General features: G+C 70.9%; 16 protein-coding genes and 1 tRNA gene. 14 read left to right on the forward strand and 3 right to left on the reverse strand.

Translation table 11 applies throughout. From position 1 onward, the window contains the following. The first annotated feature begins 9 nt into the window (after positions 1 to 9). Together ACLZN2_RS09930 and ACLZN2_RS09935 are read left to right on the forward strand one after the other, a co-directional pair. Positions 10 to 1626: a S1C family serine protease gene (locus ACLZN2_RS09930; protein ID WP_416977995.1), complete on the forward strand. Its 1617-nt coding sequence runs from the start codon at positions 10 to 12 to the stop codon at positions 1624 to 1626. Positions 1627 to 1726: 100 nt separating this feature from the next. Continuing rightward, positions 1727 to 1813: transfer RNA gene (locus ACLZN2_RS09935), tRNA-Ser, on the forward strand. A 129-nt stretch (positions 1814 to 1942) separates the two neighbouring features. Here the strand turns inward: ACLZN2_RS09935 and ACLZN2_RS09940 are convergent. Together ACLZN2_RS09940 and ACLZN2_RS09945 are read right to left on the reverse strand one after the other, a co-directional pair. After that, positions 1943 to 2125, reverse strand: coding sequence for a hypothetical protein (locus tag ACLZN2_RS09940; RefSeq protein WP_416977996.1), 183 nt, complete (start codon positions 2123 to 2125; stop codon positions 1943 to 1945). Between the two features lie 493 nt (positions 2126 to 2618). Then, the gene (locus ACLZN2_RS09945; RefSeq protein ID WP_340377749.1) at positions 2619 to 3353 is read right to left on the reverse strand and encodes a GntR family transcriptional regulator; all 735 of its coding nucleotides are present in this window, start codon (positions 3351 to 3353) and stop codon (positions 2619 to 2621) included. Between the two features lie 240 nt (positions 3354 to 3593). Here ACLZN2_RS09945 and ACLZN2_RS09950 point away from each other — a divergent pair, with 240 nt between their 5' ends. The 6 genes from ACLZN2_RS09950 to ACLZN2_RS09975 all read left to right on the forward strand — a co-directional run bounded on the left by ACLZN2_RS09950 (position 3594) and on the right by ACLZN2_RS09975 (position 9029). Next, positions 3594 to 3869, forward strand: a complete 276-nt coding sequence (locus ACLZN2_RS09950; protein WP_416977997.1) for a hypothetical protein — start codon at positions 3594 to 3596, stop codon at positions 3867 to 3869. A 47-nt stretch (positions 3870 to 3916) separates the two neighbouring features. After that, positions 3917 to 5290 carry a replication initiator protein RepSA gene (gene repSA, locus ACLZN2_RS09955; protein ID WP_416978089.1) on the forward strand — a complete coding sequence of 458 codons (1374 nt, stop codon included), beginning with the start codon at positions 3917 to 3919 and terminating at the stop codon, positions 5288 to 5290. Continuing rightward, positions 5284 to 5502: an excisionase family DNA-binding protein gene (locus ACLZN2_RS09960; protein ID WP_416977998.1), complete on the forward strand. Its 219-nt coding sequence runs from the start codon at positions 5284 to 5286 to the stop codon at positions 5500 to 5502. Before repSA ends, ACLZN2_RS09960 begins: the two co-directional genes overlap by 7 nt. Beyond that, positions 5502 to 6680 carry a tyrosine-type recombinase/integrase gene (locus ACLZN2_RS09965; RefSeq protein ID WP_416977999.1) on the forward strand — a complete coding sequence of 393 codons (1179 nt, stop codon included), beginning with the start codon at positions 5502 to 5504 and terminating at the stop codon, positions 6678 to 6680. The genes ACLZN2_RS09960 and ACLZN2_RS09965 overlap by 1 nt, the downstream gene beginning before the upstream one ends. Positions 6681 to 7036: 356 nt before the next feature. Beyond that, entirely contained in the window at positions 7037 to 8122 is a 1086-nt protein-coding gene (locus ACLZN2_RS09970) for an FUSC family protein (RefSeq protein WP_416978000.1), read from the forward strand. Between the two features lie 235 nt (positions 8123 to 8357). Beyond that, positions 8358 to 9029 (forward strand): hypothetical protein, encoded by a 672-nt coding sequence (locus ACLZN2_RS09975; RefSeq protein ID WP_416978001.1) that lies wholly within the window; start codon positions 8358 to 8360, stop codon positions 9027 to 9029. Here ACLZN2_RS09975 and ACLZN2_RS09980 read toward each other — a convergent pair. Further along, positions 9019 to 10047, reverse strand: a complete 1029-nt coding sequence (locus ACLZN2_RS09980) for a bifunctional DNA primase/polymerase (RefSeq protein WP_416978002.1) — start codon at positions 10045 to 10047, stop codon at positions 9019 to 9021. The genes ACLZN2_RS09975 and ACLZN2_RS09980 overlap by 11 nt on opposite strands. 389 nt (positions 10048 to 10436) lie before the next feature. On the opposite strand from ACLZN2_RS09980, the gene ACLZN2_RS09985 reads away from it, so the two are divergent. The 6 genes from ACLZN2_RS09985 (at position 10437) to ACLZN2_RS10010 (ending at position 16161) form a co-directional block, all read left to right on the forward strand. Beyond that, on the forward strand, positions 10437 to 10751 hold the full coding sequence (locus tag ACLZN2_RS09985; protein ID WP_416978003.1) for a hypothetical protein: 315 nt from the start codon (positions 10437 to 10439) through the stop codon (positions 10749 to 10751). A 397-nt stretch (positions 10752 to 11148) separates the two neighbouring features. After that, positions 11149 to 12075 (forward strand): bifunctional MaoC family dehydratase N-terminal/OB-fold nucleic acid binding domain-containing protein, encoded by a 927-nt coding sequence (locus tag ACLZN2_RS09990; RefSeq protein WP_416978004.1) that lies wholly within the window; start codon positions 11149 to 11151, stop codon positions 12073 to 12075. Further along, a complete protein-coding gene (locus ACLZN2_RS09995; protein WP_416978005.1) occupies positions 12072 to 12464 on the forward strand; it encodes a MaoC family dehydratase in 393 nt (130 codons plus the stop codon). The genes ACLZN2_RS09990 and ACLZN2_RS09995 overlap by 4 nt, the downstream gene beginning before the upstream one ends. Then, positions 12461 to 13630 carry a lipid-transfer protein gene (locus tag ACLZN2_RS10000; RefSeq protein ID WP_416978006.1) on the forward strand — a complete coding sequence of 390 codons (1170 nt, stop codon included), beginning with the start codon at positions 12461 to 12463 and terminating at the stop codon, positions 13628 to 13630. The genes ACLZN2_RS09995 and ACLZN2_RS10000 overlap by 4 nt, the downstream gene beginning before the upstream one ends. Before the next feature lie 173 nt (positions 13631 to 13803). Continuing rightward, on the forward strand, positions 13804 to 14352 hold the full coding sequence (locus tag ACLZN2_RS10005) for a SigE family RNA polymerase sigma factor (protein WP_416978007.1): 549 nt from the start codon (positions 13804 to 13806) through the stop codon (positions 14350 to 14352). A 129-nt stretch (positions 14353 to 14481) separates the two neighbouring features. Continuing rightward, positions 14482 to 16161: a long-chain fatty acid--CoA ligase gene (locus tag ACLZN2_RS10010; protein ID WP_416978008.1), complete on the forward strand. Its 1680-nt coding sequence runs from the start codon at positions 14482 to 14484 to the stop codon at positions 16159 to 16161. The last annotated feature ends 148 nt before the right edge of the window (positions 16162 to 16309 follow it).

Consider the following 16309-nt stretch of genomic DNA (forward strand, 5'->3'; position numbering starts at 1 on the left):
AGAAGAGCTGTGAGCACCGAGAACGAGGGCACGAACGAGGGCACCCCGGTACCCCCGGCGCCGTCCGCACCCCCCGTGCCGGTGGAGTCTTCCTCGGCAGCCACCCCTCAGACACCCGCGCCGGACGCCGGCGCCCCCACCACCCCGCTCCCGCAGACCCCGCCCGCGGCCCCGGTGGCCCCGGCGGCTCCCGTGGGTGACTGGCCCCCGCCCGCCGCCCCGCAGCAGGCGCCGGCCGCCGCCGAGGGCGACTGGCCCCCGCCGACGGCACCCCAGGCCGCCCCCGCCGCCCCCGCCGCGCCGGCCGCGCCGGACGGCTGGCAGAACCCGCCGGCCACCCCTCTCTACGCCGAAGCCGACGCCGGCACGCACGCGTACGGTGACGGCGGTGCGGCCGGTGCCACCGGAGCGTACGGCGACGCCGGAATGGGCGGTGCCGGTGGCGCGGGCGGAGCCGACGGCCTCGCCTGGGGCGCCTCCTACCAGCAGCCCGCGCCCAAGCCCGGGCGCGGCGGCCGGGGCGGGCTCGTCGCCGCGGTCCTCGTCGCCGCACTCGTCGCGGGCGGCCTGGGCGGCGGACTCGGCTACACCCTCGCCAAGAACGACGACAACACCGGCTCGACGACCGTCTCGGCCTCCACCAGCGGCGGCGATGTGAAGCGCGCCGCGGGCTCGGTCGCGGCGGTGGCCGAAGCGGCCCTGCCCTCCACGGTCACCATCGAGGCCGAGTCCAGCAGCGGCGAGGGCGGCACCGGCACCGGGTTCGTCTTCGACACCCAGGGCCACATCGTCACCAACAACCACGTCGTCGCGGACGCCGTCGACGGCGGCAAGGTGACGGCCACCTTCCCGAGCGGCAAGAAGTACGACGCCGAGGTCGTCGGTCACGCCCAGGGCTACGACGTCGCCGTCATCAAGCTGAAGAACGCCCCGTCGGACCTCAAGCCGCTCACCCTCGGCGACTCCGACAAGGTCGCGGTCGGCGACTCGACGATCGCCATCGGCGCCCCCTTCGGTCTCTCCAACACGGTGACCACGGGCATCATCAGCGCCAAGAACCGCCCGGTGGCCTCCTCGGACGGCAGCGGCAGCTCCTCGTCCTACATGAGCGCCCTGCAGACCGACGCCTCGATCAACCCGGGCAACTCCGGCGGCCCGCTGCTCGACGCCCAGGGCAACGTCATCGGCATCAACTCGGCGATCCAGTCCACCGGCAGCGGCGGCCTGGGCGGCACCTCCCAGTCCGGTTCGATCGGCCTCGGCTTCGCCATCCCGATCAACCAGGCCAAGTACGTCGCCCAGCAGCTGATCAAGACCGGTGAGCCGGTGTACGCGAAGATCGGCGCGTCCGTCTCCCTGGAGGACTCCACGGGCGGCGCGAAGATCACCGACCAGGGCTCGGGCGGCTCCTCCGCCGTCGAGTCGGGCGGCCCCGCCGACAAGGCCGGCCTCAAGCCCGGCGACGTCATCACCAAGCTCGACGACACGGTGATCGACTCCGGCCCGACCCTCATCGGCGAGATCTGGACCCACCAGCCCGGCGACAAGGTCACGATCACCTACGAGCGCGACGGCAAGACCCGCACCGTGGAACTCACCCTCGGCTCCCGCACGGGCGACAACTGAGCCCACGCGCGCGTACCTCCCCGGCTCAGTACCGACTGACCCACACGCGTGCGTGTCCACCCGTTACCCTTATCCCCGCGCCGCCGATCAAGCGGCGCGGGGAGACGTGCCCGAGCGGCCTAAGGGAACGGTCTTGAAAACCGTCGTGGCAGCGATGTCACCGTGGGTTCAAATCCCACCGTCTCCGCAGGTGAACGGCCCCTGACCAGGTGAAACGGTCAGGGGTCGTTGTGCTGGGCGCTGCCCCTGATTGGCCGCTGTGCCCCGTGGTTTCCCGCTGTATCGGGCACGACTGGGGCACGGTGTTGCGTGAAGGTCAGGAACGGTACAAGAGCACTGCTGCCGCACCTGTCAGAGCGGTGATCAGTTGCGCGAGAGCCGTGATCAGCGCTGCGGCCTGGTGACCTCTGGTGCTTGGCTCGTTGATTTCCCTTGGTGTACTATTGCCACCGTCGAAAGTTGTGTTGCGGTCAATGTCCTGGCCCTTCGGGTTGGTCACCTGACTCCTCCTCAATGAGTAGATACGCGAAAGCCGTAAGACGTGTCTCCCACCAAGAGACAGCACGCCCTACGGCCATTTCGTCATGTTCGGGCGCGAGTGTAGCAGACCCCTTCCAACTCTCTTGCGAACGTGGCCCGTTGAGGTCGGCGGAGCGGCTTTGGGCTGGAGCTGCTTTGGGGCGAGTGATCATGGCCCCGTAAGCTGATGGCGCGTCGGGCAGTCTGTGGACCTGCCCGGTAAAGCACGACGTGGGGGCCATGATCTTAGAGGCTCGCCCCAAAGTGGCTGCCTAAAGCCGTGGAGCTGACCGCCCCAGCCACGACGTGTTCTGACCTCATGCTCCTGTGTGCCTGCCTCTTGGGCGGGCGGGGGTCGTCGGCCGTGCCGAGCGGGGCGGAGACATGAGCGCGGGCGCGGACGGCGGCCCGCGCCCGCCCGGAGGAGCGGAGCGACGACGGGTGCTTGATGAGGTAGGGATTCCTGTAACAGCTCAGCTGCTCAGGCGGTACTCCAGGACGTACGAACCGGCGTCCAGCAGCATCTGGTTGACCTCTACGGGGCGCTCGTCCTCGGTGAAGGCGGTGCGGCAGATCTCCAGGACCGGAGTGCCGGCCGCGAGGGCCAGGGCCGTGCGCTCCTCCTCGCTCGGCATCCGCGCCCGCAGCTCCTCGGAGAAGAGCACGGGTTCCGCGCCCAGCTCGGCCAGGCGGGCGTAGCTGCCTCCGGGGCCCGTGTTCGGCTGGGCGATCGCCGTGTCTCGGACCAGGTCCGCCGGGAGGTATGACGTCGCGATTTGCACTGGGCGGTCCTCGACGACGAACTTCCGGCTTCGCACGATGACGGCGGCTCCGGGCTCAAGGTTCAGCAGGCGCCCGATCTGGCGCGGAGCCTCGGCCTCGTAGACCTGGACGTCGGTGACCAGGGGGCGTTGGGCGACATCGGCCGACCAGATGGACTGCCCTGCGTCTCGGCGCGTCTTGGAGAGGCGGTCGTTCGCGACCCGGCGGATCGGCCTGAACTCCCGTACGTAGGTTCCGGATCCCGGCCGTGCGACCGCAAGGCCCTCGCTCACGAGGATCTTCAGCGCCTGGTTCGCGGTCATCTTGGCGACGCCGTACGTCTTCACCAACGAGGGTTCACCGGGCAACCGATCGCCCGGCTGTAGCTCACCGGACTCGATCCGCGCCCGGAGATCGTCGGCGATCTGCCGCGCAGTCTCGGGCATTGTCTCTCCCACTTGTCGATGCTCCCTAGGGTGGTCAGCCTACCTGCCACCCCCTTCCGGTCGCATGAACGCGTACCCGATCACTTCGCCAACCCACCTGTCATCCGCAGGTCTCGTTGACATCCCTAGGGAGGTTTGGTTTCAATCTCCCTAGGGAGGTGAACACTCCCTGAAGAAGGGCGGCGCCCCTACCGCCAAGCAGATGCGCCGCCCTACCCCTCTTCCAAGGGAGCCTCCATCATGCCTGTCTCGCTGATCCACCCCGGCCGACAGACCGGGGCCTCAGCACCGAGGATCGTCCGGCGTACGACCCGTAGCTGCGCGGTGTGCGGCAAGACGCGCTGCCAGGACAAGAACACCTGCCGTGCGGCCTTCGGCACCACCGAGTGGCTGGAGTGCCCGGCCTGCGCGGGCAGCGGCTACGACACCACCGGGTTCCAGCTGTACTGCCCCGACTGCGGCGGCGCGAAGGTCCTGGAGGTCGAGATCGTCGACGCTCCGGGGGTGGTCGAGTGACGGTGTTCCCCGTCTCCCCTGCGGCCGTCGCCGGTGCTGCGGCCACCATGGGCACCGACCCCGTGACTCTGGCCGATCTGCTGCGGGTCGCCTCGGCTCCCGGGTTCGACCGGTGGCGCGAGCAAGTACGCCGTACGGGTGGCTGCTCGGATCCGATCCATCTCTCCGGTACGACGGTCACCCGTGACGCCCGTACCGGGGATGTCCTCTACTCGTACTCCACGGCCGAGGAGCCTGGCGGACGTCTGCGGGTCGCCTGCGGCAACCGGCGGGCCTCCCGGTGCCCCTCCTGCGCCTGGACGTACGCAGGGGACGCCTACCACCTCATACGCGCCGGGCTCACCGGTGACCCGCGCATGGGCATCCCGGACGGTGTACGCATCCATCCCGGCGTGTTCGCCACCCTGACGGCCCCCTCCTTCGGGCCGGTCCACAACCGCCCCAAGACGGGCCGCTGCCGCTGCGGTGCCGCTCACGCCGAGGACGCCCTCGAACTCGGTACGGCCCTCGACTCGGTCACGTACGACTACGCCGGGGCCGTCCTCTGGAACAACCATGCCGGGGACCTCTGGCGCCGGTTCACGATCTACCTCCGCCGGGAGATCGCCGCCCGTGCCGGGATCACCCAAGCCACCCTGCGGGAGGTCTGCCGGATCTCCTTCGGCAAGGTCGCCGAGTTCCAGAAGCGGGGAGCGATCCACTTTCACGCCATCGTCCGACTGGACGGCCCGGCCGGTCCCGACGACACCCCGCCCGAGTGGGCCAGTACGGCGCTGCTCGGCGACGCCATCCGCGATGCCGCCGCCCGGGTCTCCGTGCCGGTCGCGCCTGCCGGTGACCTCCCGGCGCGCGTCCTGCGCTGGGGCGCCCAGGTCGACGTACGCGCCATCGGCACCGACGGCCAGGAGCTGACCGAACAGGCCGTAGCCGCGTACGTCGCGAAGTACGCCACCAAGGCTGCTGAGTCCACCGGCACCGTGGACCGCCGCGTCGGGGAGCTCTCCGAGCTCGACAAGCGGCCCGACCTTCCCGATCACACCCGGCGCCTGATCCGAGCCTGTCATGCACTGGACGGGCACTACCCGGACCGCAAGCTCTGGGCCTGGGCTCACATGCTCGGCTTCCGGGGCCACTTCCTCACCAAGTCCCGCCGGTACTCCTCGACCTTCGCCGAACGCCGCCAGGTCCGCGCCGACTTCCGCGCACGCCAGGAGCGTCGGGAACGAGGGCTGCCCGAGGACCCGGACGACACGGAGGGCTCCACGCTCGTGCTCGCCCACTGGTCCTACGCCGGGCACGGCCACACCCCCGGCGAATCCTGGCTCGCCGCATCGATCGCAAAGGAGATCCGACTGAACCGAGAGACGGCCCGTGAGGCCCTGGCCGACATTTCTGATCTTGAGGCTGAGGGGGAGTGGTGAGTGTGGATCGACTGCTGAGCGTGCAAGAGGTCGCCGACCGGCTCGGCACCGGTGTGAGGTTCCCCCGTCGGCTTGTTGAAGAGCGTCGCATCACCTTCGTGAAGGTCGGCCGACACGTGCGGATCCCGGAATGGGCTCTGGAGGCGTACGTGGCCGAGAACACCGTTCAGTCGATCGCCCTGCGGCCCAACGCGCTCAGGAGGGCTGCCTGATGGCTGGCAAGCGCAAGTCCCGCCGTGCCTTCGGCCGGGTCCGCAAGCTCCCCTCCGGCCGCTTCCAAGCGCGGTACCCGGGGCCCGACGGGGTCCTCCGCCCTGCGGATCGGACGTTCGCCACCTCGACGGACGCTGACCGCTGGCTCGCCCGGAAGCGCATCGAGATCGAGGAAGGGCACTGGCTGGACCCCGCCGAGGGGCAGACGACCGTACGAGACTGGGCGGCCCGGTGGCTCGCAGCCGTTTCCCCGCAGCTCAAGCACAAGACACAGGCGTCGTACCGGTCTCTGATCAACTCGCTGATCAACCCCGCCCTCGGGGACCGTGAGCTGTCCAGCCTGCGGCCGATCACGGTTGCCGAGTGGGTCGGCGGGATGAAGACCAAGGGGCTCAGCGCGTCCCGGATCCGGCAGGCGTACCGCGTCCTGTCCCAGGTCATGCGGGCCGCCGTCGACAACGACATGATCCCGCAGACCCCCTGCCGGGGCGTCAAGCTGCCTCGAATGCCGCAGACCGAGCCGCACATCCTGACCCCGCTCGAAGCCTCCCGGATGGTGCGGAGTGCGGCCAAGCCTCATGACCTGCTGATCGCGCTTCTCGCGTACGCGGGCCTGCGAGTCGGCGAGGCGTTCGCCCTCCGGCGCGCGGACATCGACGTGTCCGGCGCCTTCGTCCTGGTCGACGAGAACCTCGCCGAAGCCAACGGCACCTTGGTCTTCGACACCCCGAAGTCCCATCAGAAGCGGCTCCTTCGGGTCGGCCCGAAGCTGGCGAAGCAGCTCGGCCGGCACCTGGAGACTCTGCCCGGCGGTGATGACGCGCTCCTGTTCACGACACTGGGCGGCAAGCCGATGCGCTACAACCAGTGGCGCAAGGCCTACTTCGACCCCGCCGTCTCCGCGGCCGGGCTGACCGACGTGACCCCGCATGACCTCCGGGCCTCGCACGGCACTTGGGTCGCCGACCGGTACGGCGTCATGACCGCTGCCCATCGGCTCGGCCACTCCAACGCGAGCGTCACCACCCGGCACTACGCCCGGCCGGTCGCCGGTCGCGACGACCAGGTCGCCGAAGCGGCCGACTCCTGGCTGAGCGGGCACGATCACGAGCCGGGGGCACGTAGCGGGCACGACGAGGATGACGACGGGTCCGCCGAGGTGCCCGTACCCGTCTGACCTGCGGCGGAGCTACCCGGTCGACGTATCGCCGAGAGATCTTGAAAACCGTCGTGGCAGCGATGTCACCGTGGGTTCAAATCCCACCGTCTCCGCGTGGTGAGCAGTGAGAACGGCCCCCGACCTGAAATTCAGGTCGGGGGCCGTTCTCGTGTCCGACGGCAGTCGGTCGCGACGGCCGATCGGGGGCGTGCGGGCTCTTGTCGACGGCTGCACGGCGGGTCGCTTCGCGGTGAAAGTAGGGGAATCGGAGGATTATCTTCGCTGAAGCGGCATACCGGGCCGTCAGGTGAGAGAGGGCGGCCGTGGCCAGTCGGAGCAAACGAGCAGCACAGCCCGTTCGCCGGGGGAAGGTCATGGGCCGACTGTCGAAGGTGTTCGAGGTCAACCCCGCAGGGCTCAACTGGCCGCGAGCGGTGGTGTTCCTGGACGTCGGGCTGGTGCCGCTGTTCGTCTTCTGGGCGATCGGGTATGAGCAGTACCTGCTCAGCGCGTTGTTCGGACTGCTGTTCGCGGCGCTGGCCGACCCCGGAGGTGGCTTCGGGCACCGCGCTTTCGACGTCGCCGTCTTCGCGCTGATCGGTGCCGGGGTGACCGCCCTGGGCTTCGGTATCGGGGCAGACGCATGGGGGTGGCTGGTGCTCGCGGCCTTCGGGGTCACGCTGGTGGCCGGGCTGGCCGTCGCGTTCGGGACGCGCAGGTTCGTCAACGCCCTGATTCTCAACATCTGGTTCATCGTCGCCATCGGACTTGAATCCGGCCTCGATCAAGCGGCCCACGTCACCAGCTACACCTGGGCTCAGGTGGTGGCCTGGACCGGAGGTGCGGCGCTGTGGATCGTGGTGACGTTCATCTGGTGGCTGATCCGTGGGCGCGCCGACTGGGCCCAGCCCTTCTCGGAACTCCCGGGTGACACTTCGCGAAGGAAGCTGACCCCGCCGCTGATCCTGTTCGCGGTGATCCGCGCCCTGGTCATCGCCGGCACCGTCGCGCTCGCGTACGGACTCGACCTGTCGTACGGCAGCTGGATCCCGATCGCGGCCATGATCGCGATGAAGCCGAGCCTGGAGCAGGCCACGCTCGTCAGCGCACAGAGACTGGTCGGCGCGTTGATCGGCGCCGTTGCGGCTGGGCTGTTGCTGTTGGTGCCCGCGAACGAAACCGGACTCAGGCTGTTCGCGGTGGAGCGCGGACTCGAAGTGGTGGCGCTCGTCCTGTTCATGCACGGGGCGGGGCTCCGTTTCTGGAGCTACACGTTCTACAGCGCCGCCATCGCCGCGGGCGTGCTCATCCTGGTGGACCTTCCGCGGCCCTCCGACTACTCGGCCGAGGGCTACCGGGTGCTGTGGACGTTATGCGGCGTGGGCATCAGCCTCGCCGTCATGCTGCTGGCAGGCCTGCTCGCCAGACGCACCGCCAAAGCGCCACCCCAGCCGTCCTGACGGCACGCGCCCGCGCCGAAGGACTTCCACCTCGGGCCGACCGATTTCGACCTGCTCCGGGAAGGGCTGGACCGTTTCGCACGCGGGCCGTCACACCGGTCCCCGGCCAGTGACAGCTGTGTCTCGACTGTGTGACGCAAGGGCTTGCTGCACTCCCCTCTGACCAGGGACGTTGTTAGCGTCCCGCCTCGGGTGCGGCCGACTGGGTCGCCCGTGCACAGGGGGGATGTCCCACATGAAGGTCAACCGGCTCAGACCCGTCGTCGGCGCGCTCATGGCCGCCGCCACGCTGACCGCCGTACTCACCGGGTGCGAGAAGGGCGGCTCCGCCGCGGCGGCGGGGGAGGCCACCGCGAGCACGGGCACGGCGAAGAGCCCGAAGAGCCCCACCGCCGGTGCCACCGCCGCGCCCGCCGGCTCCGTCGCCACAAAGACGCCCACAGGCACGTCCGCGGGCACGTCCACCGGTACCTCCAAGGCCAAGCCCTCCGCCGCCACCACGGCCACCCCGGCGGCGTCCGCCGGATCCGCCTCCGCCTGCGCCGACAAGCCCCCCACCCCCGACGACTACGACCCCGACGAGTTCGCCCTGTTCCGCGTCGAGGAACTCCCCGCCGACACCGGCAAGGTGAACCTGGTCATCCAGCACGGGGCCTGGGGATGCCCCGGCAAGGACACCGACGGCCCGCCCTTCGTCGTCTCCGGGGAGGACAGCCGCTGGGCGCTGGACCAGGCCGCGTACGTCACCGCCGTCACGCCGATCACCGACAGCACCGAGAACGAGCGCATCGGCGTGCAGGAGCTGATCGACTGGGTCGACGCGCACCCCGACTCCGGTCTGGTGTTCGAGTACGAGACCGGCGACGACGGTGCCATTCACCGGCTGGAGCAGGTCTTCACGCCGTAGGGCGGGACATGCGTGCCGCCGACGCGACCGTCGAGCGGGCCTCGCGTTCCGTCAGCCCCGTGCGGACCGCGGCCGCGACGAGCGCGTCGGCGAGCGCCTCGCCGATGCCGTTCTCATAGGCCCGGCAGGCCGCCCAGAACAGCCGGGTGTTGCGCTGGCCCTCGTGCGCAGCCAGGACGAACTGGACCAGCCCACGGCCGTGCGCGCCATCCGCCCCGGCCGAAGAGCCGGCCAGAGCCCCGGCCCCGGCCCCAACCCCGGACCCGGACCCGGACCCGGGCCCACCTCCAGTCCTGCCCTCGGTCCCGCCGGTCCCGCCCCCGGAGCCGATCCCGCGTCCGGACACCCCTCGCCCCCGAGCCGGCCCCGCGACCAGCAGTCTCACCAGGGCCCGCGGGCAGGGCGCCGGCGCGAGACGGCCGGTGCCCGGGGCGGTGCTGTAGACGCCGTGGGCCGTGCGCGAGCCGGGGCCGACCAGATAGCCCCCGGCGCCCCGGATGTCGATGCCGGGGGCGAGGCGGCCGGCCGAGTTGGGGATCACGACGTCCGGCGGGCCGGTGAGCCAGAGGTGACGCCCGCCCGAGGGGGTGACGACCACGACCGTCGGCGGGATGGTGAACAGGTGGCGCAGGCCCAGCTCGCGCAGGGCGCCTGTGGCGTCCGTCCCGGACTTCGTGTCCAGGTCGACGCCGATCAGATGGTGCGGGGGCAGCCCGCACGCGATGCCGTAGCCGGTGGCCCAGGGCGCGGCGGCGAAGAGCGCGCGGATCCGGGCGGGGTCGGTGGAGGCGTCGTACACCCCGTGGCCGAAACGGCCGCAGGTGCCGTGGCACGGAGGGTCGTCGGGGCGGTGGGGGGAGCGCAGGGCCGGGAGTTTGGTCCGGGACAGGGGGATGACGGCCAGGCCGCGCTCGGCGGCCGACAGGGCGTGGGCGAGGGCCAGGGTGGCGGCCTGCCGGGGGTGCCGGTCCGGACGGCGGTCCGGGTTCCGGGCGCTGTGCCGGTCGGTGGTGGCCATGGACCCATTATCGTACTGGTGTTCGAAAAAAGGAAGGGTGGGACCGTCCGGCGCGCCGAGAGTCGCGATGGCGGCCGTGGATGGCCGTGCGCGGGCATCCACGGCCGGACAGCTGGCGAAACGCTTCATCCCTTGTGGGGCCCGCATGGCGAGTAACCCGACTTGCAGGTGTTGTGGCGCTCGGGGAAAGAAAAGTGCGGCTAGGGGTTTATCGACTTGTCATCACGCTTGCGTGCTAATCGGGCCTTCCGAGGTGGTTCGGCCGGGATCCGTGGGCAACTCTGGTCTCGCGACGTCGTCACCGCACCGGGCCGGTCGGCCAACCGGCCTGGTGGAAGCCGCAGTTCAGGGTTTCGTACCGCATGGACCGATGGTTCTGGAGGACCAATATGGCAAGCATCCGTACCGCCCGCGTCATCGCCGCCGTTTCCGCCCTTCCGCTGGCCGCCGCGCTCTTCAACGGCGTCGCGGTGGCGGACAACGGCGGCTTCGCGGACGACGGATCGAACGCGGGTGTCGCGAGCGTCGTGGGCAGCGGTGTCGGACACGACAACAACGGCAACTCCTCGACCACCCAGCAGAACGCCGTCGGCTCGGGCGCCTCGAACCAGAGCAACACCGGGCAGGTCAACGGCGCCGCGTACACGGCCCTCAACCAGGGCAACAGCAACACCGCGGTCTCCTTCGCCCCGCTCTTCAGGTGAGCCGGGGAGACCGGGGAAGCCGGGAAGGCGGGGGAGGCGGCCCCCGGTCTCTCGTCGGAGTGTGCTCCGTGGGGGTGTGGCAGTGACTGTGCGGCGGTGCCTCGGTACCGCCGCACAGGTGTGCCCGCGGCGCCGCGGTAGCCCTCCCGTGGCGGTGGCAGCCCTCCTGCGGCCCTCCTGCGGCATGCCTCCTGCGGCCCTCCTGCGGCATGCCTCCCACGGCCCTCCTGCGGCATGCCTCCTACGGCCCTCCTGCGGCATGCCTCCTACGACCCTCCTGCGGCAGCCCTCCCGTGACGGCCCACCCGTGACCTTGACAGCTCCCCCTATCTGACGGACAGTCAGAAACCCGCTCGGAAACCTGTCCCAGCGGTGTTTCCCGGAGGGAGCGGCGACCGTGGACGACGACGGGCTCTACGCACGCCTGAAGGCCTACGAGGGCCGGCCCGCCGCCGTCGCCGGCACCGGCCGGGACCCCGTCAACGCGCCGATGATCCGCCACTGGTGCGAGGCCATGGACGACCGGAACCCCGCGTACACCGGGCCCGACGCGATCGCCCCGCCCACCATGCTGCAGGCCTGGATCATGGGCGGCCTGAGCGGCCACGCGGGCCGCGCCCCGGCCTACGAGGAGCTGCTCGCCGTACTCGACGAGGCGGGCTGCACGGCGGTCGTGGCCACCGACTGCGAGCAGGAGTACGTCCGCCCCCTGCGCCCCGGCGACGAGGTCGCCTTCGACACGGTGATCGAGTCGGTGTCGGCGCGGAAGACCACCAAGCTGGGCACCGGCCACTTCGTCACGACCCGCACGGACGTCAGGGTCGGCCCCGACCTCGTCGGCACCCACCGCTTCCGCATCCTCAAGTACGCCCCCGCCCGCCGGAAACAGGCACCGCGCGAGCGCCGGCCCCGGCCCGTCGTCAACCGCGACAACGCCGGCTTCTGGGAGGGCGTGCGCGAGCACCGGCTCCTCATCCAGCGCTGCGCCGCCTGCGCCGCCCTCCGCTTCCCGTGGCTGCCCGGCTGCCAGAGCTGCGGCTGCCCGGAGTGGGACACCGTGGAGGCGTCCGGCGAGGGGAGCGTCTTCTCGTACGTCGTCATGCACCACCCGCCGTTCCCGGCCTTCACGGAGTCCGATCATGCCGGTGACGCGGCGGGGCCGTACGCGGTCGCGCTGGTCGAACTCGCCGAAGGGGTGCGGATCGTGAGCAGCGTGGTCGGGATGCCGTACGACAAGGTGCGGATCGGGATGCCGGTACGGCTCGAGTTCCGGCGGTACGACGAGGAACTGACGCTGCCGGTGTTCCGGGGGGTGACGGTGTGAACGCCGGTGACGCGCTGCCCCCGCTGGAGATAGAGATCACCCGGACGCTGATCGTCGCCGGAGCGCTTGCCTCGCGCGACTACCAGGACGTGCACCACGACCCCGAGGCGGCCCGCGCGAAAGGCTCCCCGGACGTCTTCATGAACATCCTCACCACGAACGGCCTGGTCGGCCGCTATCTCACCGACCACTTCGGGCCCACGGCGGTGCTCCGCAAGGTCGCCATCCGGCTCGGGGCGCCCAACTACCCCGGGGACACCATGGTGCTGCGCGGCCGCATCGAGGAGATCGTCGACGGGGACACGGCCGTGGTGCGGGTCACCGGGGACAACGGTATCGGCCGGCACGTCACCGGCACGGTCACGGTCACCGTGGGGGGCCCGGCATGAGCGTACGCGCGCGTGACGAGCTCGGCGGCCGGGCCGCCGTCGTCGGCATCGGGGCCACCGAGTTCTCCAAGGACTCGGGGCGCAGCGAGCTGCGGCTGGCGGCGGAGGCGGTGCGGGCCGCGCTCGACGACGCGGGGCTGACGGCGGCCGACGTGGACGGGCTGGTGACGTTCACCATGGACACCAGCCCGGAGATCACCGTGGCGCAGGCCTGCGGGATGGGCGAGCTGTCCTTCTTCTCCCGGGTGCACTACGGCGGCGGGGCGGCCTGTGCGACCGTGCAGCAGGCGGCGCTCGCGATCGCGACGGGCGTTGCCGAGGTGGTGGTCTGCTACCGGGCCTTCAACGAGCGTTCGGGCCGCCGCTTCGGGTCGGGCGTACGGCACCGGGAGCCCACGGCGGAGGGCGCGGCGCTGGGCTGGGTGATGCCGTTCGGGCTGCTCACCCCGGCATCCTGGGTGGCGATGGCGGCCCAGCGGTATCTGCACACGTACGGGCTGACCCCGGAGGATGCCTTCGGGCCGGTCGCCGTCACGGCCCGCCGGCACGCGGCGGCGAATCCGGCGGCGTACTTCCACCGCCGCCCGATCACTCTCGCCGACCACGCCTCCTCCCGCTGGATCGCCGAGCCGCTGAGGCTGCTGGACTGCTGTCAGGAGACGGACGGTGGCCAGGCGCTCGTCGTCACCTCGGTGGAGCGGGCCCGCGACCTGCCCCAGGCGCCCGCCGTGGTCGCGGCGGCCGCGCAGGGCGCCGGGCGGGCCCAGGAGCAGATGACCAGCTTCTACCGCGACGACCTGACCGGCCTGCCCGAGATGGCCGTGGTCGCCCGCCAGCTCTGGCGCACCTCCGGGCTCGCGCCCGCCGACGTCGACGTGGCCGTCGTCTACGACCACTTCACCCCGTTCGTGCTGATGCAGCTGGAGGAGTTCGGTTTCTGCGCGCCCGGGGAGGCGGCCGCCTTCGTCGCGGAGGACCGGCTGCCGCTCAACACCCACGGCGGCCAGCTCGGGGAGGCGTACCTCCACGGTATGAACGGGGTGGCGGAAGCGGTACGGCAACTGCGCGGCACCTCCGTCAACCAGGTGCCGGGCGCGGCACGGACCCTGGTGACGGCGGGGACGGGAGTGCCGACCTCCGGCCTGGTCCTGACCTCCGACGGCTGAATCCCGGCCGGCGTTCGTCAGCGGTGCGTCTCAGGGGTCGACCCGTAGTACTCGGCGCCCCGCGCTCCACCTCCAGTAGGTGGAGCAGGCACCACCACTACAACCTGAGGCGGACCCGTCTTCGGCACCTGCGGGCGATCCGGATTACACGGGCTCACTCCTAGCGTGGAGCCATGACCACACCCGTCTGCACCAGCGCCTCCCACGGCCAGAGGCGGCCGTCTCCGTACCCGTCCTTCGCGTCGTACGTCAGAGCCCGCCGGCCGGTGCTGCTGCGTACCGCCCGGTCGCTCACGGCGAACCAGAGCGACGCGGAGGACCTGCTGCAGACCGCGCTCACCAAGACGTATGTCGCGTGGGAGCGGATCGAGGACCACCGGGCGCTCGACGGCTATGTCCGCCGCGCCCTGCTGAACACCCGCACCTCGCAGTGGCGCAAGCGCAAGGTCGACGAGTACGTCTGCGACGAGCTGCCCGAGCCGGAGCCCGCGCCCGGCGAGGAGGACCAGGCCGAGCGGCAGGCCCTGCACGACGCGATGTGGCGGGCGATCATGAAGCTGCCGGACCGGCAGCGGGCGATGGTGGTCCTGAGGTACTACGAGGACCTCAGCGAGGCCCAGACGGCCGACGTGCTCGGGGTCTCGGTGGGCACGGTGAAATCGGCGGTGTCGCGCGCGCTCGCCAAGCTCCGCGAGGACTCTGAGCTGGTGCTTGTCCGCTAGCGTGCTGACGTAATGCTTTTACCGGTGCTTTAAGCGGTGTGATCGATCATGTGATCGATCGTCGCTACCTAGTGACATACCGCGCGGTATGTGAGCAGAATCAGCGCAACCGTTACCACCGCGTAGGCAATGTCGCCACCCTGGGAGGACGCCGTGCTGAGCACCATGCAGGACGTACCGCTGCTGATCTCGAGGATCCTGACCCACGGGGCGAAGATCCACGGCTCGTCACGGGTGACCACCTGGACGGGCGAGGGCGCCCCGCAGCGCCGCACCTTCGCCGAGATCGGCGACCGCGCCGCCCAGCTGGCCCACGCCCTGCGCGAGGACCTCGGCGTCGAGGGCGACGACCGGGTCGCGACCCTCATGTGGAACAACGGCGAGCACGTCGAGGCCTACTTCGCGATCCCCTCCATGGGCGCGGTCCTGCACACCCTCAACCTGCGTCTCCCGGCCGAACAGCTGGTCTGGATCGTCAACCACGCGGCCGACAAGGTCGTCATCGCCAACGGCTCCCTCCTCCCCCTGCTGGCCCCGCTGCTCCCGCATCTGCCGACGGTCGAGCACGTGGTCGTCTCCGGCCCCGGCGACCGCTCCCTCCTCGCGGACGTCCGCCCCCAGGTCCACGAGTACGAGGACCTCATCGCCGGAAAGCCCACCGAGTACGACTGGCCCGAACTGGACGAGCGCACGGCCGCCTCCATGTGCTACACCTCCGGCACGACCGGCGACCCCAAGGGCGTGGTCTACAGCCACCGCTCGATCTACCTGCACTCCATGCAGGTCAACATGGCCCAGTCGATGGGCCTGACCGACCAGGACACCTCGCTCGTCGTGGTCCCCCAGTTCCACGTCAACGCCTGGGGTCTGCCGCACGCCACCTTCATGACCGGCGTCAACGTGCTGATGCCGGACCGCTTCCTGCAGCCCGGCCCGCTCGCCGAGATGATCGAGAGCGAGAAGCCGACCCACGCGGCCGCAGTCCCCACCATCTGGCAGGGCCTGCTGGCCGAGCTGACCGTCAAGCCGCGGGACGTCACTTCCCTCACCCAGGTGACCATCGGCGGCTCGGCCTGTCCGCCCGCCCTGATGTCGGCCTTCGACGACCTCGGCATGCGGGTCTGCCACGCCTGGGGCATGACCGAGACCTCCCCGCTCGGCACCATCGCCCGCCCGCCGGCCCATGTCGTCGGAATGCCCGAGGAGTTCGCCTACCGCCTCACCCAGGGCCGCTTCCCGGCAGGCGTCGAGGCCCGCCTCACCGGCCCCGGCGGCGAGCGCCTCCCCTGGGACGGCGAGTCCGCGGGCGAACTGGAGGTGCGCGGCCCCTGGATCGCGGGCGCCTACTACAACGGCCCCGGCGCCGAAACGCTGCGCCCCGCCGACAAGTTCAGCGAGGACGGCTGGCTGAAGACCGGCGACGTCGGCACGATCAGCCCCGACGGCTTCCTCACCCTCACCGACCGCGCCAAGGACGTCATCAAGTCCGGCGGTGAGTGGATCTCCTCGGTGGAGCTGGAGAACGCGCTGATGGCCCACCCGGCCGTCGCCGAGGCCGCCGTCGTCGCCGTCCCCGACGACCGCTGGGGCGAGCGCCCGCTGGCCACGGTCGTCCTCAAGGAGGGCGCCAACGCCGACTTCGAGACCCTGCGCGCCTTCCTCGCCGAGGAGGGGAAGATCGCCAAGTGGCAGCTCCCGGAGCGCTGGACGATCGTCGAGGCGGTCCCGAAGACGAGCGTGGGCAAGTTCGACAAGAAGGTGCTGCGCCGGCGGTACGCCGAGGGCGCGCTGGACATCACCCAGATCTGAGTACGGTTGCCGTGCACGCCGGGCAGGTCACCTCGCGGCACCTGCCCGGCGTGTGCCGCGCCGACTACGGGCGCCTTCACCGTCGTACAGCTGGCCGCGCGCCCGTTATTCGTCGTCGGCTGGTCGCTGGTGCCGCGGCATTAAGCGG

The organism is Streptomyces sp. T028 (assembly GCF_048159505.1).
In the GTDB taxonomy this organism is placed as follows: domain Bacteria; phylum Actinomycetota; class Actinomycetes; order Streptomycetales; family Streptomycetaceae; genus Streptomyces.